19 protein-coding genes are annotated in these 22,493 nt (G+C 65.3%); 13 read left to right on the top strand and 6 right to left on the bottom strand.

Features of this window, described 5'->3' with window-relative positions; all coding sequences use genetic code 11:
* Nucleotides 1–2: 2 nt before the first annotated feature.
* A complete protein-coding gene (gene hemW / locus FFS35_RS10255; RefSeq protein WP_137786989.1) occupies nucleotides 3–1,154 on the bottom strand; it encodes a radical SAM family heme chaperone HemW in 1,152 nt (383 codons plus the stop codon).
* A 12-nt stretch (nucleotides 1,155–1,166) separates the two neighbouring features.
* Between hemW and FFS35_RS10250 the strand changes: the two genes are divergently transcribed.
* From FFS35_RS10250 to pdeM, 6 genes are all read left to right on the top strand, one after another.
* Nucleotides 1,167–1,742 carry a CAP domain-containing protein gene (locus FFS35_RS10250; RefSeq protein WP_137786988.1) on the top strand — a complete coding sequence of 192 codons (576 nt, stop codon included), beginning with the start codon at nucleotides 1,167–1,169 and terminating at the stop codon, nucleotides 1,740–1,742.
* A 141-nt stretch (nucleotides 1,743–1,883) separates the two neighbouring features.
* Nucleotides 1,884–2,732 (top strand): AraC family transcriptional regulator, encoded by an 849-nt coding sequence (locus FFS35_RS10245; protein ID WP_171007589.1) that lies wholly within the window; start codon nucleotides 1,884–1,886, stop codon nucleotides 2,730–2,732.
* A gap of 30 nt (nucleotides 2,733–2,762) precedes the next feature.
* Nucleotides 2,763–5,180 carry a ligase-associated DNA damage response DEXH box helicase gene (locus FFS35_RS10240; RefSeq protein ID WP_137786986.1) on the top strand — a complete coding sequence of 806 codons (2,418 nt, stop codon included), beginning with the start codon at nucleotides 2,763–2,765 and terminating at the stop codon, nucleotides 5,178–5,180.
* A 42-nt stretch (nucleotides 5,181–5,222) separates the two neighbouring features.
* Nucleotides 5,223–6,164, top strand: coding sequence for an aspartyl protease family protein (locus FFS35_RS10235; protein WP_137786985.1), 942 nt, complete (start codon nucleotides 5,223–5,225; stop codon nucleotides 6,162–6,164).
* Nucleotides 6,165–6,228: 64 nt separating this feature from the next.
* Nucleotides 6,229–7,626: a M20/M25/M40 family metallo-hydrolase gene (locus FFS35_RS10230; RefSeq protein WP_137786984.1), complete on the top strand. Its 1,398-nt coding sequence runs from the start codon at nucleotides 6,229–6,231 to the stop codon at nucleotides 7,624–7,626.
* A 35-nt stretch (nucleotides 7,627–7,661) separates the two neighbouring features.
* Nucleotides 7,662–8,324: a ligase-associated DNA damage response endonuclease PdeM gene (gene pdeM, locus FFS35_RS10225; protein WP_137786983.1), complete on the top strand. Its 663-nt coding sequence runs from the start codon at nucleotides 7,662–7,664 to the stop codon at nucleotides 8,322–8,324.
* 9 nt (nucleotides 8,325–8,333) lie between these two features.
* Here the strand turns inward: pdeM and FFS35_RS10220 are convergent, their stop codons facing one another.
* Nucleotides 8,334–9,548: a UbiH/UbiF/VisC/COQ6 family ubiquinone biosynthesis hydroxylase gene (locus FFS35_RS10220; RefSeq protein WP_137786982.1), complete on the bottom strand. Its 1,215-nt coding sequence runs from the start codon at nucleotides 9,546–9,548 to the stop codon at nucleotides 8,334–8,336.
* A 118-nt stretch (nucleotides 9,549–9,666) separates the two neighbouring features.
* Here FFS35_RS10220 and FFS35_RS10215 point away from each other — a divergent pair, with 118 nt between their 5' ends.
* Complete coding sequence (locus FFS35_RS10215) at nucleotides 9,667–11,946, top strand: DNA translocase FtsK 4TM domain-containing protein (RefSeq protein WP_137786981.1); 2,280 nt, start codon at nucleotides 9,667–9,669, stop codon at nucleotides 11,944–11,946.
* Here FFS35_RS10215 and FFS35_RS10210 read toward each other — a convergent pair.
* On the bottom strand, nucleotides 11,943–12,656 hold the full coding sequence (locus tag FFS35_RS10210; protein ID WP_137786980.1) for a dienelactone hydrolase family protein: 714 nt from the start codon (nucleotides 12,654–12,656) through the stop codon (nucleotides 11,943–11,945). The two genes, FFS35_RS10215 and FFS35_RS10210, sit on opposite strands and share 4 nt — an antisense overlap.
* A gap of 271 nt (nucleotides 12,657–12,927) precedes the next feature.
* On the opposite strand from FFS35_RS10210, the gene FFS35_RS10205 reads away from it, so the two are divergent.
* The 6 genes from FFS35_RS10205 to FFS35_RS10180 are packed head-to-tail and all read left to right on the top strand — an operon-like array spanning nucleotide 12,928 to nucleotide 18,442.
* The gene (locus FFS35_RS10205; RefSeq protein ID WP_137786979.1) at nucleotides 12,928–13,161 is read left to right on the top strand and encodes a DUF6489 family protein; all 234 of its coding nucleotides are present in this window, start codon (nucleotides 12,928–12,930) and stop codon (nucleotides 13,159–13,161) included.
* A complete protein-coding gene (mnmE, locus tag FFS35_RS10200) occupies nucleotides 13,161–14,438 on the top strand; it encodes a tRNA uridine-5-carboxymethylaminomethyl(34) synthesis GTPase MnmE (RefSeq protein ID WP_137786978.1) in 1,278 nt (425 codons plus the stop codon). The genes FFS35_RS10205 and mnmE overlap by 1 nt, the downstream gene beginning before the upstream one ends.
* Nucleotides 14,439–14,446: 8 nt before the next feature.
* Nucleotides 14,447–16,159 (top strand): tRNA uridine-5-carboxymethylaminomethyl(34) synthesis enzyme MnmG, encoded by a 1,713-nt coding sequence (gene mnmG, locus FFS35_RS10195; protein WP_137786977.1) that lies wholly within the window; start codon nucleotides 14,447–14,449, stop codon nucleotides 16,157–16,159.
* On the top strand, nucleotides 16,156–16,770 hold the full coding sequence (gene rsmG, locus FFS35_RS10190; protein ID WP_137786976.1) for a 16S rRNA (guanine(527)-N(7))-methyltransferase RsmG: 615 nt from the start codon (nucleotides 16,156–16,158) through the stop codon (nucleotides 16,768–16,770). Before mnmG ends, rsmG begins: the two co-directional genes overlap by 4 nt.
* Nucleotides 16,767–17,549 carry an AAA family ATPase gene (locus tag FFS35_RS10185; protein WP_137786975.1) on the top strand — a complete coding sequence of 261 codons (783 nt, stop codon included), beginning with the start codon at nucleotides 16,767–16,769 and terminating at the stop codon, nucleotides 17,547–17,549. The genes rsmG and FFS35_RS10185 overlap by 4 nt, the downstream gene beginning before the upstream one ends.
* Nucleotides 17,546–18,442 (top strand): ParB/RepB/Spo0J family partition protein, encoded by an 897-nt coding sequence (locus FFS35_RS10180; protein ID WP_137786974.1) that lies wholly within the window; start codon nucleotides 17,546–17,548, stop codon nucleotides 18,440–18,442. Before FFS35_RS10185 ends, FFS35_RS10180 begins: the two co-directional genes overlap by 4 nt.
* A 4-nt stretch (nucleotides 18,443–18,446) precedes the next feature.
* On the opposite strand, the gene holA is transcribed toward FFS35_RS10180, so the two are convergent.
* From holA to leuS, 3 genes are read right to left on the bottom strand one after another with little or no spacing between them, the layout of a single operon-like run.
* Nucleotides 18,447–19,469, bottom strand: a complete 1,023-nt coding sequence (gene holA, locus FFS35_RS10175) for a DNA polymerase III subunit delta (protein WP_137786973.1) — start codon at nucleotides 19,467–19,469, stop codon at nucleotides 18,447–18,449.
* Nucleotides 19,466–19,966 carry an LPS assembly lipoprotein LptE gene (gene lptE / locus FFS35_RS10170; RefSeq protein WP_137786972.1) on the bottom strand — a complete coding sequence of 167 codons (501 nt, stop codon included), beginning with the start codon at nucleotides 19,964–19,966 and terminating at the stop codon, nucleotides 19,466–19,468. Before lptE ends, holA begins: the two co-directional genes overlap by 4 nt.
* The gene (gene leuS / locus FFS35_RS10165) at nucleotides 19,963–22,473 is read right to left on the bottom strand and encodes a leucine--tRNA ligase (RefSeq protein ID WP_137786971.1); all 2,511 of its coding nucleotides are present in this window, start codon (nucleotides 22,471–22,473) and stop codon (nucleotides 19,963–19,965) included. Before leuS ends, lptE begins: the two co-directional genes overlap by 4 nt.
* Nucleotides 22,474–22,493 lie beyond the last annotated feature (20 nt).

Genomic DNA, 22,493 nt, shown 5'->3' with positions numbered 1-22,493 from the left:
CGCTATGCCCCACCTGCCCGCACGATCGCGGGCAGGATCGCATCGAGCAGCAGCATGCCGGCGGGGCGCACGGCCAGCCGCTCCCCATCCAGTCGCACCATGTCGCCCAGCCGCGCGACCGCCGCGAGATCGATCAGCTCGGCGATCGGCCGGTTGCCGAGCCGTGCGATGCGCGCGACATCGACGCCCTCGCCCAGCCGCAGGCCCATCAGCAACGCCTCCTGCGCCTGGATCGCGGGCGGCAAGGCTTCCTCCACCTCGATACCGTGGCCGTTGCGCCCGATCGCGGCGAGCCAGTTCTCCGGCTTGCGCCGCCGCTGCGTCGCCTGGCCGAGCCGGCGACCATGCGCGCCCGGCCCGATCCCCGCATAATCGCGATACCGCCAGTAAGCGAGGTTATGACGGCTTTCAGCCCCGACGCGCGCGTGATTGGATATCTCATAGGGAGGCAGCCCCGCCCCGGTCGTCAGGGCGCGGGTCAGCTCGTAGAGATCGGCGGCCGCATCGCCGTCGGGAATCGCCAGTCGTCCCGCCGCCGCCTCAGTCGCGAAGCGCGTGCCCGGCTCGATCGTGAGCTGATACAGCGACAGATGCTCGGTGCCGAATGCAAGCGCCCGCGAAAGCTCGCGCTCCCACTCGCCCGACGCCTGCCCCGGCCGCGCATAGATCAGATCGAAACTGACCCGTGAGAACGCTCGCTGCGCGGTATCCAGCGCGCGCATCCCCTCCTCGGCATCATGCGCGCGCCCGAGAAAGCGCAGCGCTTCATCGTCCAGCGCCTGCAGCCCCAGTGACACTCGATTGACGCCTGCCGCCGCGATATCGCCGAAGCGCGCCGCCTCCACCGAGGAAGGATTGGCCTCAAGCGTGATCTCCACGCCATCGGCAAAGCCCCACGCCGCCTCCGCCGCACCGATCACCGCCGCCACCGTCTCGGGCGGCATCAGCGAGGGGGTGCCGCCGCCAAAGAAGATCGAAGACACGCGCCGCCCCGGCAGGGCGCGCGCTTCATGCGCGAGATCCGCAAGCAGCGCCGCGCGCCAATGCGCCTGATCCACCTGGGCGCGGACATGGCTGTTGAAATCGCAATACGGGCATTTCGAAACGCAGAACGGCCAGTGGACGTAGAGCGCGAGGGAGTTGTCGTCGGCCATTTGGGCGCCGATATGGCGACGATGCCAGCCAAAGGCCACCGTTTCGCGATTTGCCTGCTGCTCGCGCTTGTGCTCGCCGCCTGCGATCACGGGCCGCGGCGCGTCGTCGAGCCACGCCTGTCCGATGCACCCGCCCCACGCGGCGCGGCGCTGCTGCGCGATACGATGCTCGACGGACAGAATGCCGAGCGCGCGGCGCTTGGGTTGCCGCGGCTGACATGGGACGACGATCTCGTCGCTTCGGCGCGCGCCTACGCCCGCGAGATGGCGCAGACACGCCGCTTCGCCCACGCCGAACAACCGCAGGGGCCGGCGCGGCAGGGAGAGAATCTGTGGACGGGCACCCGCGCCGCCTATCGCTATGACGAGATGCTCGGCCACTGGCTTGCCGAACGTCAGGTATATGTGAATGCGCCGACGCCGGGCTTCAGCCGCACCGGCCGCTGGCAGGATGCCTCGCACTACAGTCAGATCGTGTGGCGGACGACCCGGCGGATGGGATGCGCCATGGCGTCAAACCGGACGGACGATTTCGTGGTGTGCCGCTATCTGCCGCCCGGCAATGTTATAGGCGAGACGGCCTATTAGCAGTTTGCGCAAGATAGTTTGCGGCAGCGCCAAAATAACAATAGATTGATTCGCATGGGGCTGAACCCGCGAACAGGGACATCGCACGACGGGAATCCCCTGTCGCTGAGCCGCACGCCGCCTGGCGATCTATCGCGATTCGTGGCCCGATTCTTCCTCGTCATCATCGAGCGTCCGGATGATTCGGTGCTGGAAAGCTTCCTGCTCCACGAGAACGCCTATATCCGCGTTCCCGTGATCGGCCATTGGGAGACGCAGGTCGGCGGGCGCTGGGTCGGCTATGAAGGGCCGATGATCTTCGGGGCGCAGCGGCGACGCTTCCCGGTGCGATGCGCCGGGCCCATGGTCGCAGCCGGATTTTTATTGCGTCCTGCGGGGTGGTTCGCGTTTTCGGACGCGCCCGCGCATCACATCGCAGACCGGCTGGAGGAGATCGACGGCGCCTGGGGCGAGGCGCTCCGGTGGGCCTGTGAGGATATCTACCAAACGGAACAGACGTTCGACCGGCTCGAGCAGGTCACCCGCGAGCGGATAATGGAGCGGCGCATCACGATCGATCCCGCGCTGGAACGGTTCGAGGCGATCAGCAGACTGGATCCGTCGCGCACGGTTGCCGATATCGCCAGCGAGCTGGGAATGATTCCGCGCCGCCTCGACCGGCATGTCCGCGCACACTTCGGCCATCCTCCGAAGACCGTTCTGCGCCGCAGCCGTTTTCTTGACATGGCGGCGTCGCTGCGCGGCCTTTCCGCCCCAAGCGAGGACGATGAGGCGGCATTACGCTTTTACGATGCCTCGCATCTCAACCGCGAGTTCCGCCTGTTCGTCGATATGCCGCCGAACAAGTTCCGCAACACCCCGACCCTGTTGTTCACGCCGGGGCTGGAGGTTCGCGAGCAGCGCAAGATGGCGGAACGGGCGGCCGGCGGAGCGGCGTTGCCGTGGATTGCCCCAGCTATCGCGCGCGGCGAAGTGGACGAGCTGGTGTAACCCCGCAGGGACACCCCATATTGGCCGGCAGTGGCCGACGACCCGCAACTTCCCGCCGTGCTCGCCGCCTGGTTCGCAGAACGCGGCTGGCAGCCGCGCCGCCATCAGCGCGCGATGCTGGCCGAAGCGCGCGCCGGCCGCCACGCGCTGCTCGTCGCGGCGACCGGGGCGGGAAAGACCCTGGCAGGTTTCCTGCCGACGCTGACCGAGCTGATCGAACGGCCGACCGATGGACTGCACACGCTCTATGTCTCGCCGTTGAAGGCGCTGGCGGTGGATATAGCGCGCAACCTCGTCACCCCGATCGACGAGATGGGGCTTGATATCCGCGTCGAGACCCGCACCGGCGACACGCCTTCCGATCGCAAGGCGCGCCAGCGCATCCGGCCGCCGCAGATATTGCTGACGACGCCCGAATCGCTCTCGCTGCTGCTCTCCTATCCCGACAGCTTCCTGATGTTCGCCAGCCTGAAGACGATCGTGGTCGACGAGGTGCACGCCTTCGCCAGCGGCAAGCGCGGCGATCTGCTCGCACTGGCGATGGCGAGGCTCCAGCGGATCGCGCCCGCATGCCGCCGCGTCGCGCTTTCCGCCACCGTCGCCGATCCCGACGATTACCGCGCCTGGCTCGCCCCCGATGGCGATATTGAGGCGGTGAGCCTCGTGAAGGGCGATCCCGGCGTCGATCCCGATATCGCGATCCTGCTGCCGGAGGACAAAGTGCCATGGGCCGGCCATTCGGGCCGCTACGCCGCACGGCAGGTGATGGCCGAGATCGAGACGCACAGGACGACGATCGTCTTTTGCAACACGCGCAGCCTGGCCGAGCTGATTTTTCAGGATCTGTGGAAGGAGAACGCGCTCCAGCTTCCGATCGGCATCCACCACGGCAGCCTTGACAAGGAGGCTCGACAGAAAGTGGAGGGCGCGATGGCGGCCGGGCGGCTGCGCGCGCTGGTCGCCACCGCCAGCCTCGATCTGGGAGTCGACTGGGGTGATGTCGATTGCGTGATCCAGATGGGCGCCCCCAAGGGATCGTCGCGATTGTTGCAGCGGATCGGGCGCAGCAATCATCGGCTCGACGAGCCGTCCGAAGCCATCCTCGTGCCCGGCAACCGATTCGAATATCTGGAGGCGCGCGCGGCGCTCGACGCCGTGGAAGCCGGCGAGCTGGACGGTGAGCCGTTTCGTGCCGGCGCGCTCGATGTGCTGGCGCAGCATGTGATGGCCTGCGCCTGCGCCGCGCCGTTCGACGAGGCGGCGCTGCTGGACGAGGTGCGATCGGCGCTGCCCTATTCGGCGCTCGATGCGCAAACGTTCGCGCGCGTGATCGGCTTCATCAGCGACGGCGGCTATTCGCTGCGCGCTTATGACCGCTTCCGCCGCCTGGTGAAGGAACCGGACGGGCCGTGGCGCGTGAGCCACCCGAAGTTCATCGCGCAACATCGCCTGAATGCCGGGATCATCGTGGAGGCGATGATGCTCCGCGTGCGCTTCAGGAACGGCCGCGCGCTGGGCAAGGTGGAAGAGGGCTTCGCCGCGACGCTGTCTCCGGGCGATACCTTCTTCTTCGCGGGGATGAGCCTGGAGGTGGAGAAGATCGACGGCGAGGATCTGATCGTCCGCGCTACCGCGCGCCCTGCGCGCATCCCCACCTATGGCGGCAGCCGCATGCCGCTCTCCACCAACCTTGCCGATCGCGTCCGCACCTTCCTCGCGTCGCCCGACGAGTGGAAGCGCTTTCCCGATGACGTGCGTATATGGCTGGAAATGCAGGAGCGTCGTTCCGCGCTGCCGCGGCCTGACCAGCTGCTGGTCGAGACATTCCCGCGCGAGGGGCGACATTACATGGTCGTCTATAGTTTCGAGGGGTGGAATGCGCATCAGTCGCTCGGCATGCTCATCACACGCCGGATGGAAACGCAGGGGCTGAAGCCGCTCGGCTTCGTCGCATCGGATTATGCGCTGGCCTGCTATTCGCTCGATCCAGTCACCGATCCCGCCGCGCTGTTCTCGCCCGATATCCTCGAACAGGAATTCGTCGAGTGGGTGCAGCAGTCGCATCTGCTGAAGCGCGCCTTTCGCGAAGTTGCGGTTATCGGGGGGCTGGTGGAGCGGCAACACCCGGGCAAGCGCAAGACGGGCAAGCAGGTCACCTTCTCCACCGATCTGATCTATGATGTGCTGCGCCGTTACGAGCCGGGGCATGTGCTGCTCGAGGCGGCATGGGCGGACGCACGCGCGCGGATGACCGACGTGGGACGCCTGGCGGACCTGCTGGATCGCGCGGCCGGCACGATGCTGCATGTCGACCTCCCGCGCGTGTCGCCGTTGGCGGTGCCGGTGCTGGTGCTGATCGGGCGCGAACGCGTGGCGACGGGGCTCGCCGACGACGCGCTTTTGCTGGAGGCGGAGGCACTGGCGCAGGACGCGATGCGGGCGGAGTGATTTCGCTTGCGAAAGGCCCGATTCGGGCGCACCCTCCGCACCATGAAACGCGTGCTCGCCATGCCGTTGCTGCTGCTTCTTGCTGCGCAATCCCCGGTGCAGCAACCAGCCCCGGCTGTTCCGCCCGCCACGGACCCCAACCCGCCGCTGGGAGACCTGCTGGCGTTCGGCGCCAATGGGGAGCGGATGACGGTGCCCGTCCACATCTCCGGGGCGGGGCCATATCGCTTCATCATCGATACGGGCGCGCAGCGCACTGTCGTCAGCCGCGAACTGGCGGGCTCGCTGCGGCTGTCGGCCGGGCCGATCGTGCGCGTGACGGCGATGACCGGCGTGAGCGAGGTTGCGACCGTCGTCATTCCCTCCATCACGGTCGGCGCGCTTGGCAGCGAGCGGATCGAGGCGCCAGCGTTCGAGGGGCGCTTTCTCGGCGCGCCCGGGATGCTTGGGATCGATTCGCTTCAGGGCCATGCGCTGGCGATCGATTTCGAGAAAGGGTCGATGCTCGTATCGCCGTCGCGGCGACGGGCATCCTCCGATCGGCATGAGCCGGACGAGATCGTCGTCAAGGCGCGCAACCTGTTCGGCCAACTGGTCGTGACCGAGGCCTATGTCGGGCGCGAGAAAGTACGCGTGATCCTGGATACCGGATCCGCAGTGACGATGGGCAATCGCGCGCTCGAACGCGCAGTCATGCGGCGCGGCAAGAAGGGCGTGCCGATCACGCTGACGGGCGTGACGGGCGAGGCGGTGACCGTGAACTACACCGCGCTCAATACGATCAAGCTCGGGTCGATGACGATCAACGACATGCCAATCGCCTATGCGGAAAACGAAGCGCCGCCCTTCAAGGCCTTTGGCCTGGAAAACCGGCCGGCGCTGATGCTGGGAATGGACGCGCTCAAGCTGTTTCGCCGGATCAACATCGATTTCGCCAATCGCGAAGTGCGGTTCATCATGCCCAGGAATGCGCTGTCGAGCTGAAGCAGTTGCGCCACGCGACTTTCGCTGCAACGATCCGCGCGTGATCGTCGCAGGGAGAAATTGAATGCGGGCTGTGCTGTTGGCCGGAATTGCCGTGCTGGGGCTCGCCCCTGCCATCGCCGAAGCGCAGGTGCGCCCGGACCAGAAGGCGTTCTTCTCGCTCTACAAGGAACTGGTCGAAACCAATACGGTGGTCGGTGTAGGCAGTTGCACCAAGGCCGCCGCGCAGATCGCCACACGGCTTAAGGCGGCGGGCTATACCGATGCCGACATCACCCAATTCTCCGTGCCCGAACATCCCGACGACGGCGGCGTGGTCGCCATCCTCAAAGGATCGGATGCCAGGGCCAAGCCGATGCTGCTGCTCGGCCATATCGACGTGGTGGCCGCCAAGCGCGAGGACTGGAAACGCGATCCGTTCAAGCTCGTCGAAGAAAACGGCTTTTATTATGCGCGCGGCACCGTGGACGACAAGGCGATGGCGGCGGTGTGGGCGGATGCGATGATCCGCTTCAAGCAACAGAATTATCGCCCCAAGCGCACGATCAAGCTGGCGCTGACCTGTGGCGAGGAAACCACCTACGCCTTCAACGGCGCCGACTGGCTGACCGCCAACCGACCGGAGCTGGTGAGCGGCGAATTCGCGCTGAACGAGGGCGGCGGCGGCCGCTTCGACGCCAATGGCAAGCCACAGGTGCTGGCGGTACAGGTAGGCGAGAAGGCGGCGCAGAATTTCACATTCGTCGCCACGAATCCTGGCGGCCACAGCTCCGCGCCGACCCCGGAAAATGCGATCTACGAACTGGATGACGCGCTCAAGGCCGTTCAGGGATATGATTTTCCGGTGAAGTTCACCGACACCACCCGCGCCTTCTTCGCGGCGACGACGAAGGCGGTGCCCGCGCCGGTAGCGGCGGCGATCAACCGGCTGCTCGCGAACCCGACGGACAAACAGGCCGATGCGATCGTCAGCCGCGACAAGGTGCTGCATTCGACATTGCGCACCACATGCGTAGCAACGCTCGTCAATGCGGGGCACGCCGAAAACGCGCTGCCGCAGCGCGCCACCGCCAACGTAAACTGCCGCATCTTTCCTGGCGAAACGGTCGACGGCACGCTCGCCAAGCTTCAGGAGCTTGCCGGCCCGAAGGTGACCGTCACCGCCAATCAGCCCGTCCGCCCGATCGCCGTTCCGCCGAAGCTCGATCCGAAGATCGTTGGCCCGATGAAGGCGCTGGGAGAAAAATATTTTGCCGGAATCCCGCTTGTACCGATGATGTCCACAGGCGCGACCGACGCCGTGTTCTTCGGCAAGATCGGCATGCCCGTCTATGGCGCGCCGGGCATTCTGGTGGAGCAGGATCTGAACGGCATTCACGGGCTGGACGAGCGGATTCGTGTCTCCGCACTCTATCAGGGCCGCGATTATCTGTTCGATCTCGTCAAGGCATATGGCGGCTAGTTGATCAGGCCGCGCGCTTCCGGCATGGCAGCGCAATGGTTCCCTTTTCGTTCGCCGGCCACAACCTGATCGCGCTGCAGGAAGGCGCGCTGTTCTGGCCGGCGCGCAAGGCGCTGCTGGTGGCGGACCTTCATCTGGAAAAGGCGAGCTCCTTCGCGCGCGCCGGGCAGATGCTGCCGCCTTATGATTCGATCGCCACACTCACCGATCTCACCGCGCTCGCCACCGCGACCGATGCGCGAGAGATCTGGTGCCTGGGCGACAGCTTTCATGACGTCACGGGCGGCGAACGGCTTACGGAAGGCGCGCGTGAGATGTTGGCGGGGCTGATGGCCCGCACGCGCTGGATCTGGATCACCGGCAATCACGATCCAGTCCACGCCGAGCGCCGTGGCGGCGAAATCCTCGCAGAAGCGATGGTCGACGGCCTGCTGCTACGCCACGAGGCCGATCCCGCCGACCAGCGCCCGGAACTTTCCGGGCATTTCCATCCCCGCTTGCGCATTCGCGTGCGCGGCCGGCTGGTATCGCGGCGCTGCTTCGTCGCGAGCCACCGCAAGATCGTGCTGCCCGCATTTGGGGCACTTACCGGCGGGCTGGACGCGACGCACAGTGCGATCGCGCGCGCACTGGGCGATCGGGGCGAAGCGCTGGTGCCGGTCGAGAACCGCCTGTTGCGCTTCCCGTTGGCGGCTTGACGCCAACGCCTAGATGTTCAGCCCCTGCAACAGCTTGGGCAGCGCCCCGCTCTCGCCGCGCGCCTCAGCCATGAAGCGCGCCTTCAGGGGCGGGATGCGGTCCACTGCGGAGATCCCGAACCGCCGGATGGCGCTCGCGGCGCGGCCCGGGATGCCGAACAGCCGGTTCAAAGCGTCGGTAGCCCCGGCTACCATCAGCGTATCGAGGCTGCGCCAGCGCTGATAGCGATCGAGCAATTGCGCATCGCCTGCCTCCAGCCCCAGCCGCCGTCCCTCGACCAGCACCTCGGCCAGCGCGGCGACATCGCGGAAGCCCAGATTGAGACCCTGCCCGGCGATCGGATGAATCCCGTGCGCGGCATCGCCGACCAGCGCAAGCCGCTCTCCGGTGATCCTCGCCGCGTGGTGAAAGCCGAGCGGATAGCTGGAGCGCGCGGCCGCGGCGGAAAGTTCGCCGAGGAATCCGCCCATCCGCTTCTGCGCCTCCGCCAGAAACGCCCGTTCGCCAAGCTTCAGCATCGCGGGCGCATCCGCCCGCTTCACCGTCCAGACGATCGCGGAACGGTGCCCGATCTCGTCATCGACCAGCGGCAGCAACGCGAACGGACCGGCCGGATAGAAAATCTCGTAGGCGGTATCCTCGTGCGATCGTTCGTGGCGGAAGGCTGAAATGATCGCGGTGTGATCGTAATGCCAGTGCGCGACATCGATCCCCGCCGCTGCACGGATAGGCGAATTGCGCCCTTCCGCCGCAACCAGCAGCGATGCCGTCACCGTCTCGCCAGACGACAGTGTCGCGGTGACGCCGCGTGGCCCACGCTCCACGCTGACGGCCCGCGTCTTCATCCGCAGATCGACCGACGACCGGCCAAGTGCCTCGCCCAGCGCCAGCCGCAACCGCCTGTTTTCGTACATCGTGCCGAGCGCGCCATCATCCGGATCGGGGATGAAATCGAGCTTCCCCGGCGCAAGCCCGTCGCTCACGCGGATATGCCTTATCTCGCAGCCGTGCCCGGCCAGCCCATCTGCCACGCCGATCGCCTCCAGCATCCGGTGGCTCGCGCTGGCGATCGCCGAGGCGCGTCCATCGAAACCGGCGGCAAGCGTGACGGCGGGATCCGCCGGATCGACGACGATCGTCGTCAGGCCGTGGCGATCCAGCGCGAGCGCAAGCGTGGCGCCTACCAGCCCGCCACCCAGGATAAGGACATCTGCGTGATCCATGCGACACGCTCTATCCGCGATCCGACGCGCTGCCAATCGCGGCGTCTTGACGCGAGACTCGGCGAGGCAGATGATTCCTGCGGGCTGATCTCAGGAAATCGTTGGGGGATTTTAGGCAATGGCGAGCCGGGCGGATGCGTCGCTGTGGCGCGAAACGGTGAAAGCGGGAGCAGTGCGCAGTGGCGCGCTGATCGTTGCGCTCGCGCTGCTGGTGGCAACCGTGCTGGCGGCACTGGCGCTGGCGACCTATTCGCCGGGCGATGCCGCGCTCAACACCGCGGCTGGCGACACGATCCACAATCTGATCGGAGCGCCGGGCGCATGGTTCGCGGATATCGCGCTCACGACCCTGGGCCCGGCGGTGTCGTTGCTTCTGCCGATCGGCCCGATCGTCGCGCTGCGGCTGTGGCGCGATCAGCCAGCGGGTGAATGGTGGCGGATGCTTCGCAATGCCGCGCTCGGCGTCTCGCTGATGGCGACCGCGCTCGGCTGCGTCGCGAACGGCGCGGTGCCGGCGCTGCCGTTCGGCTGGGGGGGCGCAATTGGCCTCGGCGTGGTTGCCGCGACGCGCTGGGCGGTGTCGTTCGCCGGGAATCCTGCCGTCACCTACTGGGCGGTGATCGTGATGGGGCTGCTCACCGGGATCGCCGGCGCCGCGTTGTGGGGGCGGAGCATCGATATCGCATTGCCGCGCGTATGGCGGGCCAGGCGTGATCGCCCCGCCGCGATCGACGACGAAGATATTCCGCTCGAGCTGATCCGCCGCCCAGTCACTCCACGCCCGGTCGCGCAGCCCGATCCCCGCCCCGGCCCGGTCATCAGCGACCGGACGCTGGCCCCCTCGATCGCACGGCCGAAATCGCAACAGCAGCAACGGCTTGACCTGCGCGACAATTACACGCTGCCGTCGCTCGACCTGCTGACGCCCGCACCGCCTTCGCAGAACGTGACGATCGACAAGGCCGCGCTTGAACGCAACGCGCGCCTGCTCGAAACCGTGCTGGACGATTTCAATGTGCGTGGCGAGATCAAGGAGGTCCGCCCCGGCCCCGTCGTCACGATGTACGAACTCGAGCCGGCGCCAGGCATCAAGGCCACCCGCGTCGTCAGCCTCGCCGACGATATCGCGCGCAACATGTCCGCGATCTCGGCCCGGGTCGCGACAATACCGGGGCGCACCGTGATCGGCATCGAGCTGCCCAACGCCAAGCGCGAGACAGTGTCACTGCACGAATTGGTCGGATCGCAGACCTTCGAGGATCAATCCGCGCAACTACCTGTAATCCTTGGTAAAAATATCGCGGGTGATCCGGTAATCGCCGATCTGGCGCCGATGCCGCATCTGCTGGTCGCCGGCACCACCGGCTCCGGCAAGTCGGTCGGCCTCAATTGCATGATCCTTTCACTGCTATACCGGCTCACACCGGATCAGTGCCGAATGATCATGATCGATCCCAAGATGCTCGAGCTGTCGATGTATGACGACATTCCGCATCTGCTCGCCCCCGTCGTCACCGACCCTGCCAAGGCGGTACGCGCGCTCAAATGGGCAGTCGAGCAAATGGAGGATCGCTACCGGCAGATGTCTTCGCTCGGGGTGCGCTCGCTCGGGAGCTTCAACGACAAGGTGCGCGCCGCGCGCATCAAGGGCACCCCGCTCGGCCGCCGGGTGCAGACCGGCTTCGGTGAAAACGGGCAGCCGGTCTATGAGGAAGAGCAGCTCGATTATCAGGTACTTCCGCAGATCGTCGTGATCGTCGACGAACTCGCCGACCTGATGATGACCGCCGGCAAGGAAGTGGAGTTCCTCATCCAGCGCCTGGCGCAAAAGGCGCGGGCAGCGGGCATCCACCTCATCATGGCGACACAGCGCCCGTCGGTCGATGTCATCACCGGCGTCATCAAGGCGAATCTGCCGACGCGTATTTCCTTCCACGTCACATCGAAGATCGATTCTCGCACCATTCTGGGCGAGCAGGGCGCGGAACAGCTTCTTGGCAAAGGCGACATGCTGTACATGCCGGGCGGCAAGGGCATCGTCCGCGTCCACGGCCCGTTCGTCTCGGACGACGAAGTGCGCGCGGTTACCGACCATTGGCGCGCACAGGGGCAGCCCGATTATATCACCTCCGTCACCGAAGAGCCGGAGCAGAGCTTCGATCTGGAAGGCGCGCCTACCGGCGAGGATTCGGCCGAGGATCAGCAATATCGCGCTGCTATCCAGCTCGTGTGCGAGAGCCAGAAGGCATCAACCTCCTGGCTCCAGCGGCAATTGCGGATCGGCTACAACAGCGCAGCGAGGCTTATAGAGCGCATGGAAAAGGACGGCATCGTCGGTCGCCCTGACCACGTCGGCCGCCGCGAAGTGCTCCGCGACGCCGACGGGCATCCAGTCTAGACATTTGTCCCGCCAAGATTTTCCTTGAAGAATGCGGCCGTCCGCGCGTCGGCGAGATCGGCTGCCTTCTCCGAGCGACGATCGCCCATTTCGGTCGCGAAGCCGTGGTCTTCACCCGGATAATCGTGGATCGTCACGCGCGGATGATCGTCCAGCCCTTCGTGCATCCGCTGCTGGGTCGCCTTGTCGACAAAACCATCTTCTCCGGCGACATGCAGCAGGACGGGGCGAGCGATCGCATGCTTCTCACCCAGCAATCCATCGATCCCGACACCGTAATAACCGACCGAAGCGTCGACATCGGTGCGACACGCGCTCATGAACGCGAGCCGGCCACCAAGGCAATAGCCGACGCATCCTACCTTACCGCCATCGCCAAGCAGAGCACGCGCGGCATGGACGGTTGCCTCGATATCGCGGATGCCGGCGTCCTGATCAAACCTGCCGAACAGCTCCAGCCCGCGCTGCAGCTCCGCCGGCACATCGGGATCGAGCTCGATTCCCGGCTCCAGCCGCCAGAACAGATCCGGCGCAATCGCAAGGTAACCCTGCTCTGCCAACCGGTCACATTTGCGCCGGATGCCTTCGTTCACGCCAAACACCTCCTGGATGACCACGATAGCCGCGCCAGGTTTATCCGCAGGCCGCGCTAGGTACGCGCCAAAGCCCCCGTCATGCTCCAGCGTATCGACCTTGATATTCTCACCCATCGCTCGGCTCCGATAATGTTCGTGGTTCAACACCCAATTCCTGGTAACCAAACCATCCTTCGCGGCATAATGTCCCGCGCGTCGGTGATCCGATGACAGGGCGCGACGCTCGGGCGCGAATTGCGGTGCATTGTCGTCGCCAGGCCGGTCAACGCGGCGGCGCCATCGATCAGTACATCGCCAACCGGCGTTGTGATAATGACGGGTTCGCGGGCATACATGCGGGCATAACGCTAACGCGCAGGGATGCCGCGCTCAAGGAGTGCTTGTAATGAAAGTGAATGTCGAGGTGGATTGCACGCCGGAAGAGGCGCGCCGCCTGATGGGTCTGCCCGACCTCACGCCGATCCACGATGCCTATATCGCCAAGATGCGCGAGGCCTTCGACGGCGGCATTCGACCGGAAATGTTCGAGAATATCGTCAAGAACTGGGCGCCGATGGGTGAGGCAGGCCTGTCGTTTTGGCAGCGGTTGTTCGAGGCGGGGACCAAGCCGGGCGGCTGATGGATACGATCTTCGCCGTTTCCAGTGGCCAGCCCCCGGCCGCAATCGCGGTCATGCGCGTGAGTGGCCCGGGCGCGCGGCTGGCCGTCGAAGCCCTTGCCGGCGCTCTTCCGGCGCCGCGCCGCGCGGTATTGCGCCGCTTGCGAGACCGGGACGGCGCGTTGCTCGATGATGCCTTGCTTCTGTGGTTCCCCGGGCCACGCACGGCGACCGGAGAGGATCTTGCCGAGTTTCACCTCCATGGCGGGATAGCAACCGTCAAAGCCGTCGAATGCTCGCTGGCGGCCATGGCTGGTCTTAGAAAGGCGCGCGGTGGCGAATTCACCCGCCGCGCGCTGGAAAACGGCCGGATCGATCTGGCGCAGGCGCAGGGGCTGGCGGACCTGCTGGAAGCCGAGACCGAGGCACAGCGCCGGGCCGCCATTGCCAGCGTCGACGGCGAAGTCAGCCGCGCGGTGTCACGCTGGCTGGCCGAGCTGGCGGGAATCGCCGCACGGATCGAGGCGGCGCTCGATTTCAGCGATGAGGATGACGTCGAAAGCGCCGACGCGGCGATGCTCGACGCGGCCATCCAGGATTGGCTGGACGATGTGAACGCACTTATCGCACGGCCAACTATCGAACGCTTGCGGGAGGGGTATCGAATCGTACTGGCAGGACCACCGAATGCCGGAAAATCCTCTCTCTTCAACGCGATGATCGAGCGTGATGCCGCCATCGTAACGCCGATAGCGGGCACGACGCGCGATCTCCTCGAGGCACGCGTCATACGCAATGGGCGATTATACACGCTTGTCGATACCGCGGGACTGGCAAAGGAGACCGCTGACCCTGTCGAGCGGATCGGCATCGAGCGGGCCCGGCGATCAGCCGAGACGGCCGACCTCGTCTTGTGGCTTGATGACGAGGCGCCCCCCGCGGGGTGGCCATGCGTAATGCTTCACGCCCGGTGCGATCTACCCGCACGAGCCAATCTGCCAATCGGTCGGTTAGCCGTGTCACGCGATAACTTTGCGAGCATCGATCGGGTCTGGGCCGCAATCGAGGAACGCACGCAATCGCTAATCACTCCCGATGGGCTGACGCTGCGAGAGCAACAGCGAGACGCGGTCATCGCTGCCCGTGATGCGGTCGCGGGCGAAGGGCTGGACGACGATCTGTTGGTACGCGCCGAGGGAGTGCGCTATGGCATGCGGCATCTGGCGGGCATCCTCGGCGCCGATGCGACGGAAGCAATGCTCGACGCACTTTTTGCCCGCTTTTGCATCGGAAAATAGTGTTTCACGTGGAACAAAACTTTGATGTCATCGTGATCGGCGGTGGCCATGCGGGTACAGAGGCTGCCGCCGCCGCGGCGCGGCGCGGCGCTCGTGCGGCATTGATTTCGCATCGGCGAGATCGCATCGGCGCGATGTCTTGCAACCCCTCGATCGGCGGCCTCGGGAAAGGCCACCTGGTCCGCGAGATTGACGCGCTTGACGGGTTGATGGGGCGCGCCGCCGACGATGCAGCAATTCATCATCGCATGCTCAATCGCAGCAAGGGCCTCGCCGTTCAGGGGCCACGTGTGCAAGCCGACCGGGGGCGCTACGCACGCTCGATCCAGTCGCAGCTCGCCAGACAGGAGCGTCTGTCGATTGTCGAGGGCGAGGTCGCCGCGCTGATCGTTGAGGGGCAAACAATATTCGGTGTGAGACTGCTCGACGGCACCGAAATCGGCGGGCGCGCGGTTGTTATCGCAACAGGCACTTTTTTGGGCGGCCGAATATTTCGCGGTGAAGAGCGGATTGACGGGGGGCGCGTCGGCGAGCCCGCCGCCATCGATCTCGCGCATCAGATACGCGCGCTCGACCTGCCCGTCCGCCGCCTTAAAACGGGCACGCCACCGCGTCTCGACGGGCGCACGATCGACTGGGCAGCGCTTGTCCCGCAACCCTCCGATTCCGATCAATGGACAATGTCGCCGATGTCGGCGCACCGGGCGCTGCCGCAATTGTCGTGCGCGATATCGCGGACGACAGAGCAGACACACGCGATCATACGCGACAACCTGCATCGTTCGCCGCTTCATACCGGCGCGATCGAGGCCGGCGGTCCGCGCTATTGCCCGTCGATCGAAGACAAGATTCGGCGATTTGGCGATCGCGACGGTCATCAGATATTTCTGGAGCCCGAGGGACTTGACGATCCGATAATCTACCCGAATGGCATCTCGACCTCGCTGCCGGCCGATGTTCAGGTGGCGATGGTGCGATCGATCCCGGGGCTTGCTGATGTAGAGATCGTCACGCCTGGCTATGCCGTGGAATATGATCATGTCGATCCGCGCGCGCTTGATCATCGCCTCGCCCTGGCAAAGTTGCCGGGGCTGTTTCTCGCTGGCCAGATCAACGGCACCACCGGCTATGAGGAAGCCGGTGCACAGGGGCTGGTCGCTGGCGCTAATGCGGCGGCTCACGCGCTGGATCTGGCCCCACTTCTGCTGGACCGGGCGACCAGTTATCTCGCGGTGATGATCGATGATCTCGTGCTGCAGGGTGTGACCGAGCCTTATCGGATGCTCACGGCTCGTGCCGAGTATCGGCTCGCGCTGCGTGCGGACAACGCTGAAACCCGTCTGTCCAACATAGCGGAGGCACATCAGCTTATGACAGGGGCACGGCGCGCCCACGTGGAGCGCCGGAAGCGAGAACGCGAAAGGCTTGCCTCCGGCGATCGCTCGGATGTCGATGCGGACTTGTTGCGGGAAGCCGAGGAGGATCTCCGTTACGCACCCTATCTGGAGCGGCAAGCAGCAGAAATCGCGCGAATGCGACGCGATTCCGGCATTGCGATTCCGACCGGTAATGCACTCAGCCGGGTGAACGGTCTTTCCCTGGAAATGCGCGAGCGGCTCTCGACCGCAAACCCGCAGACGCTCGGCGACGCATCCCGGATCCAGGGTGTGACCCCTGCCGCACTGACCGCGCTGTGGCTGCACGCGAAGGCCGGCGCATGACAGAAGACAAGGCCAGAGAATGGATGGCGGGACGCTTTGGCAATGAAGCATGCGCACGCGTCGCGCGATTTGCGGAACATGTGATCGAAGAGAGCGAGCGGCAGAACCTGATAGCGAGATCCACACTGGCGCATATCTGGGGTCGACATATCCTCGATTCGGCCCAACTGATCGATCACGCTGGCGCAATCGACGGCAAGACGCACTGGCTGGATGTGGGCTCCGGCGCCGGCTTTCCTGGCGCCATCATTGCGCTGCTTACACCGGCGAGAGTAACGCTCGTTGAGCCGCGGCGCCGGCGAGCGGAGTTTCTTTCTCAGGCGCTTGCAGACGTTTCGACCGTCCAGATCGTCACCGCCAAGGTCGAGACGATACAAGCAGCGGCGCAGGATATCGTAACAGCACGTGCAGTCGCGACCGTAGACGAATTGCTGCGGGCTACCCGGCATGTCACCAACATATCCACACGTTATATCCTGCCGCGAGGGCGTTCGGTGCAGGCGGAGCTTGAAACGGTGCACCGAGGCTGGCACGGATTGTTCCACGTGGAACCAAGTATTACCGACCCTGACTCGGGAATACTCATTGCGGAAAAGGTTCGCATCCGATGATTTGTATCGCGGTAGCCAACCAGAAAGGTGGCGTCGGAAAAACGACCAGCGCGATAAACCTCGCGACGGCGTTAGCCGCCACTGGCAAGCGCGTGTTGCTGATCGACCTCGATCCTCAAGGGAATGCGTCAACCGGGCTCGGCATCGCTCACGCGGCGCGAACCGTCTCCAGCTATCACGTTCTGGTCGATGGCGTTGCGATCGAAGACGGCGTGGTTCCCTCCGGCGTGCCGCGCCTGGAGATACTGCCAGCCACCGTGGACCTGTCAGGCGCCGAAATCGAGCTTGTCGAGCTGGAAGCCCGCACCCACCGCCTTCTTCGCGCGATCGAGGCCTGCGCCCCCCGCTGGGACATCGTGCTCATCGATTGCCCACCATCGCTCGGGTTACTGACAATGAACGCGATGGTCGCGGCGGACTCGCTGCTGGTGCCGCTTCAGTGCGAATTTTTCGCGCTCGAAGGGTTGAGCCAGCTGCTCAGCACGGTTGAGCGGATCCGCGCGCGTTTCAACCCTTCACTGTCGATCATGGGGGTGGCGCTGACGATGTATGATCGCCGCAATCGCCTGACCGAGCAGGTAGCCAGCGATGTACGCGCGGTACTGGGCCGAGTGGTGTTCGAAACGGTAATTCCCCGTAACGTCCGCCTCTCGGAGGCGCCGAGCCACGGACTTCCGGCCCTTATCTACGATCACCGGTGCAGCGGATCGGAAGCGTATATGGCACTTGCCCGGGAAATGATCGCGAGACTGCCGCGCATGAAAGAGGCCGCCGCATGACAGACCGTCGCCCACGCCCCGGCCTTGGCCGCGGGCTCAACGCGTTGCTTGGCGATTTTGCCCGGGATGAGGCTGAAACGGCCGTTGAGGGACATAGCGCTGCCGGCGTTCGGATGATCCCGATCAGTTCGATCGCCCCCCACCCAGGCCAGCCACGGCGCCATTTCGACGATACCGCATTGTCGGAACTTGCCGCGTCGATCGCGGAGCGCGGGGTGATACAGCCGATCATCGTTCGCCCGCACGGTCATGATTACCAGATCGTCGCGGGCGAGCGACGCTGGCGGGCCGCACAGCGCGCCCAACTTCACGAAGTACCCGTTGTCGTCCGCGATTATAGCGACAGCGATACGCTGCAGATCGCGCTGCTGGAAAATATCCAGCGTCAGGACCTAAATGCGATCGAAGAGGCCCAGGCCTATCGTCGCCTGGCGGAAGAATTCGGCCATACGCAGGACGCGCTGGCTCGGATCGTTCACAAGTCTCGCAGCCATATTGCCAACCTGTTGCGATTGCTCGATCTTCCGGCAGAGATCCAGTCCCTGGTGGTGGACGGCAAGCTTTCGATGGGCCATGCTCGCGCGATAATCGGCGCTCCCGATCCTATAGCACTGGCGAACGAGGTGATCGAGAAAGGCCTGTCGGTGCGCCAGACCGAGCGCCTTGCCAGCGCCGCCAAGCCCGGCACGCCACGCGCCGGAAACAGGGATCCGAACGGATACCGGGCGGATTCCGATGCTGATATCGTCGCGCTGCAACGGCAACTATCGGACCTGCTGGGGCTCAATGTGAGGATCGCGCATGGCGAGCGCGGCGGTTCGATAACGCTGGATTATTCGACGCTGGATCAATTGGATATGGTCTGCCAGCGCTTGAGCGGCGAGCGAATCTGATAGTCTAGCGGCCCATCCGGCGGGCGCGCTCGGCCAGGCCCAGCATCGCCTGATCGGCCAGTACATTTCCGGCGGTGCCACTCGCCACCATTGCGCGCTCGAGCTGGCGGACACGTCGCTGCGCGTCCACCAGCGCTTCGGGGGTCCAGCGGCGCAGGGCGATCGCTGTCGCCGCCTCCTCGCGAAAAAACACGCGATGGCGCTTGATGACCGAGCCGATATCGCCGCCCGCCGCAACGTCGGCACGCATCTCCGCAAGCGCACCCAGCCGCCGCGCAAGCTGCCGTAACCACGGGATCGGCGATCCGCCCGCCTCGCTCATCCTGCTCAGCGCCGAGCCAAGCTCGCCCGTCCGCCCCGCGATTACCGCCTCGACGATCTCCGACATCTCCGATTCGCCAAGATCCGCACCAACCGCATCAAGCGCGCCGTCATCCAGCTGCTGCGGGCGATCGAGACCGGCGTCCAGATAAAGCGCAAGCTTCTCAAGCTCTTGCACCATCACCGCGCGATCGCCACCTGTCGCCTGCACAAGCCGGCGCGCGGCGCCCCCCATCATGCGCAGCCCATGCTCGCGCGCCAGCTGCGCCGCCAGTGCCTCCGCGCCCTCACCCACCGGGACGTAACACGCGGTAGCGAGCGCCGAATCAGCCTCAAGAGCGCGCTTGACCAGCCGACTGGTCGCCTTGAGCGAGGGCGCAATCACGACCACCGGATTGCCGGCCCGCTCCGCCTCGAGCAGCGCTTCTACCGCACCAGTCGATTCATCCCCGGCCGCGGTTACGCGGATATAACGCGCGCCACCGAACAACGAGAGCGATGCCGCCTCGTCAGCGAGACGCGCGCTATCGGCCTTGAGCGTCGCACCATCGAGATCGACACGTTCGGCCTCCGGCCCCATCGCGCGGCCCAGCCTGCCCGCCAGTGCCAAAGCCCCCGATTCGTCTGGCCCGTACAGCAGATAGAGCCGGATATCCGCCGGCGGCCGATCGAGCGCCGCCTTCATCCGCGTCTCGCTGGCCTTCATTTCGGCGCGGTCTCGTTCCTCGCATACAGCGCGACGCGCGCGACGATCTGATCAGCGACGATATCGCTCAAACGCTCCAGCGCGCTCGCCTCGGCCGCGATCGTCGCATATTCCGACGTCACGACATCGATGCCGGCGTCTGACCCGGCGGTCGCATCCAATACCACCGTGCCGGTATCCAGCTCGACGAGTTGATAGCGCGCGCGCAACGTGCGCCGCTCGCGCGTGACGCTGTTGTCGCTCCGCACGGCGAGACCGACGATCTTGTCATCAAGCTTCACGTCGAGCCGGTAGCGCGCGGTCTGGCTGCCCCCGGCAGACAGCCGATCCCGCAACGCATTGGCGACGAGCCAGCCCGGTTTGCCATCGATCGGCGCGACATCCACCTGCCCCAGCACGTTCGCCACCGGCCCGGACCCGCCCGCCGTGTAAAGCGGCCGAAGCCCGCACCCGGCGAGCAGGAGCGGCAGCGCGAGCAGAACGGCGAGACGCTTCATGCGACGAGATTCACCAGGCGATCAGGCACCACGATCACTTTCTTCGGTGTCTTGCCTTCCAGGATACGGATCACCTTGTCACTGGCAAGCGCGGCTGCTTCGATCGCCTCCTTCGGCTGACCCTTGGGCAGCGTAAGCGTATCGCGCAGCTTGCCGTTGACCTGGATAGCGATCGTCACTTCGTCCTCCACGAGCAACGCCGGATCGACCACCGGCCATGCCGCGTCAGCGATCAGCCCCTCGCGTCCCGCCGCCGCCCAGGCTTCCTCCGCAAGGTGCGGCGCCATCGGGGCAACAAGCAGCATCAGCGTGTCGATCGCGGTATCGCGAGAGCCGGAGGGCGCCGCCTTCTCGATCGCGTTGGCCAGTTCATAGAGCTTGGCCACCGCCTTGTTGAAGGACAGCGCCTCGATATCAGCGGCAATCCCCGCGATCGTCTGGTGCAGCTTGCGATCCAGCGGCGCATCCACCCCGGCGCCCGTGCGCTCGCCATCGAACAACCTCCACAGCCGCTGGACGAAGCGCCACGCGCCCTCGATCCCGGATTCGCTCCATGGCAGATCGCGCTCGGGCGGCGAATCGGAGAGCATGAACCAGCGCACCGCGTCGGCGCCATATTGGTCAACGATGCCGGTCGGATCGACGGTGTTCTTCTTCGACTTGGACATTTTCTCGACGCGGCCGACGGTGATCGGCGCGCCAGAGGAAATCTCGATGCCATCGCGCACCTCGTCCGGCCCAAGCCAACGGCCATCGGCGGACTTATACGTCTCATGTGTCACCATGCCCTGCGTGAACAGGCCGGTGAACGGCTCGGTGATGTCGATCATCCCGACATGGTTGAGCGCGCGTGTCCAGAAGCGTGCATAGAGCAGGTGGAGAATCGCATGCTCCACTCCGCCGATATACTGGCCGACCGGCAGCCAGCTTTCGGCGATCGACCTGTCAAACGGCTTGTCCTTTGGCTGGCTTGCGAAGCGAATGAAATACCACGAGGAATCGGCAAAAGTATCGAGCGTGTCGGTCTCGCGCACCGCCGGCTCGCCGCACGTGGGGCACGCCACGTGTTTCCACGTCGGATGCCGATCGAGCGGGTTGCCCGGTATGTCGAAACTCACATCCTCGGGCAGCACGACCGGAAGCTGTGCGGCCGGGACCGGCACGACACCGCAGCCGTCGCAATGAATGATCGGGATCGGCGTGCCCCAGTAACGCTGACGGCTGACGCCCCAGTCGCGCAGGCGATAGACCGTGGAGCCCTTCCCCCATCCGCCATCCTCGGCACGACGGATCACCTCGCGCTTGGCATCCTCAACATCCATGCCGTCGAGGAAGTGCGAATTCACCAATGTGCCGGGGCCGCTATAGGCCTCGTCCTCGTGGAATTCCGGCGCGTCCTTCGATCCGTCGGATACGACGCGGCGGATCGCGAGGCCGTATTTCCGCGCGAACTCGAAATCGCGCTGATCGTGTGCGGGCACGCCGAAGACCGCGCCGACGCCATAGTCCATCAGCACGAAATTGGCGATGTGGACGGGCAATTGCCACGACGGATCAAAGGGATGCGTCGCTGTCAGGCCCGTGTCGAAGCCAAGCTTCTCCTGCGTTTCGAGCTCTGCGGCGGTGGTGCCGCCCTGCTTGCAGCGCTCGACAAAGGTGGCCGCCTCCGGATTTCCGGCGGCGATCGCCTGGGCGATCGGATGGTCGGCCGCAACCGCCACGAAGCTCGCGCCGAAAATCGTGTCAGGCCGGGTGGTGAATACCTCCACCCCGTCCAGCCCGCCCGCGCGCGCCGACAGGGCGAAGCGAAACGTGAGGCCCTGGCTCTTGCCGATCCAGTTTTCCTGCATCAGCCGCACCTTTTCCGGCCAGTGCTCCAGCGTATCGAGGCCAGCCAGCAGATCGTCCGCAAAGGCGGTGATCCTGAGGAACCACTGGCTCAGCTTGCGCTTCTCGACCAGCGCGCCGGAACGCCAGCCGCGCCCGTCAATCACCTGTTCGTTGGCGAGTACGGTCATGTCGACCGGATCCCAGTTGACCGCGCTTTCCTTGCGATAGACCAGGCCGTGTTCGAGAAACTTCAGGAACAGCGCCTGCTCGTGACCGTAATAGTCCGGCTCGCATGTCGCGATTTCGCGCGTCCAGTCCAGCGCGAAGCCGAGGCGCTTCAGTTGCGCCTTCATCGTCGCGATGTTGTCGCGTGTCCAGCCGCCGGGATGGACATGTTTCTCCATCGCGGCATTCTCGGCGGGCATTCCGAACGCGTCCCAGCCCATCGGGTGGAGCACTTCCATACCGCGCATCCGGCGAAAACGCGCCAGCACGTCACCCATCGTATAGTTGCGCACGTGCCCCATGTGGATGCGCCCCGACGGATAGGGGAACATCTCAAGGACATAGCTCTTCGGCTTCGGGCTGTCGTCGCGCGCTGCAAATGTGCGGGCGTCATCCCACAGCTTTTGCCAGTGGGCATCGGCCTTCAGCGCATTGAAACGGGTGTTGCTCATTATCTCTTGTCGCTGGGCCG

This window comes from Sphingomonas sp. 3P27F8 (assembly GCF_005502745.1).
Classification (GTDB): domain Bacteria; phylum Pseudomonadota; class Alphaproteobacteria; order Sphingomonadales; family Sphingomonadaceae; genus Sphingomonas.
This window is presented reverse-complemented; position numbering and strand designations above follow the sequence as displayed.

What these genes read in the sequence shown, in the direction of transcription:
- mnmE (WP_137786978.1), top strand. Translation starts at nt 13,161, where the DNA reads ATGGATACGATCTTCGCCGTTTCCAGTGGCCAGCCCCCGGCCGCAATC.
- FFS35_RS10210 (WP_137786980.1), bottom strand. Translation starts at nt 12,656, where the DNA reads ATGGGTGAGAATATCAAGGTCGATACGCTGGAGCATGACGGGGGCTTT.
- FFS35_RS10250 (WP_137786988.1), top strand. Translation starts at nt 1,167, where the DNA reads ATGGCGACGATGCCAGCCAAAGGCCACCGTTTCGCGATTTGCCTGCTG.
- lptE (WP_137786972.1), bottom strand. Translation starts at nt 19,966, where the DNA reads ATGAAGCGTCTCGCCGTTCTGCTCGCGCTGCCGCTCCTGCTCGCCGGG.
- rsmG (WP_137786976.1), top strand. Translation starts at nt 16,156, where the DNA reads ATGACAGAAGACAAGGCCAGAGAATGGATGGCGGGACGCTTTGGCAAT.
- pdeM (WP_137786983.1), top strand. Translation starts at nt 7,662, where the DNA reads ATGGTTCCCTTTTCGTTCGCCGGCCACAACCTGATCGCGCTGCAGGAA.
- FFS35_RS10235 (WP_137786985.1), top strand. Translation starts at nt 5,223, where the DNA reads ATGAAACGCGTGCTCGCCATGCCGTTGCTGCTGCTTCTTGCTGCGCAA.
- hemW (WP_137786989.1), bottom strand. Translation starts at nt 1,154, where the DNA reads ATGGCCGACGACAACTCCCTCGCGCTCTACGTCCACTGGCCGTTCTGC.
- FFS35_RS10180 (WP_137786974.1), top strand. Translation starts at nt 17,546, where the DNA reads ATGACAGACCGTCGCCCACGCCCCGGCCTTGGCCGCGGGCTCAACGCG.
- FFS35_RS10205 (WP_137786979.1), top strand. Translation starts at nt 12,928, where the DNA reads ATGAAAGTGAATGTCGAGGTGGATTGCACGCCGGAAGAGGCGCGCCGC.
- holA (WP_137786973.1), bottom strand. Translation starts at nt 19,469, where the DNA reads ATGAAGGCCAGCGAGACGCGGATGAAGGCGGCGCTCGATCGGCCGCCG.
- FFS35_RS10220 (WP_137786982.1), bottom strand. Translation starts at nt 9,548, where the DNA reads ATGGATCACGCAGATGTCCTTATCCTGGGTGGCGGGCTGGTAGGCGCC.
- FFS35_RS10230 (WP_137786984.1), top strand. Translation starts at nt 6,229, where the DNA reads ATGCGGGCTGTGCTGTTGGCCGGAATTGCCGTGCTGGGGCTCGCCCCT.
- FFS35_RS10215 (WP_137786981.1), top strand. Translation starts at nt 9,667, where the DNA reads ATGGCGAGCCGGGCGGATGCGTCGCTGTGGCGCGAAACGGTGAAAGCG.
- leuS (WP_137786971.1), bottom strand. Translation starts at nt 22,473, where the DNA reads ATGAGCAACACCCGTTTCAATGCGCTGAAGGCCGATGCCCACTGGCAA.
- FFS35_RS10185 (WP_137786975.1), top strand. Translation starts at nt 16,767, where the DNA reads ATGATTTGTATCGCGGTAGCCAACCAGAAAGGTGGCGTCGGAAAAACG.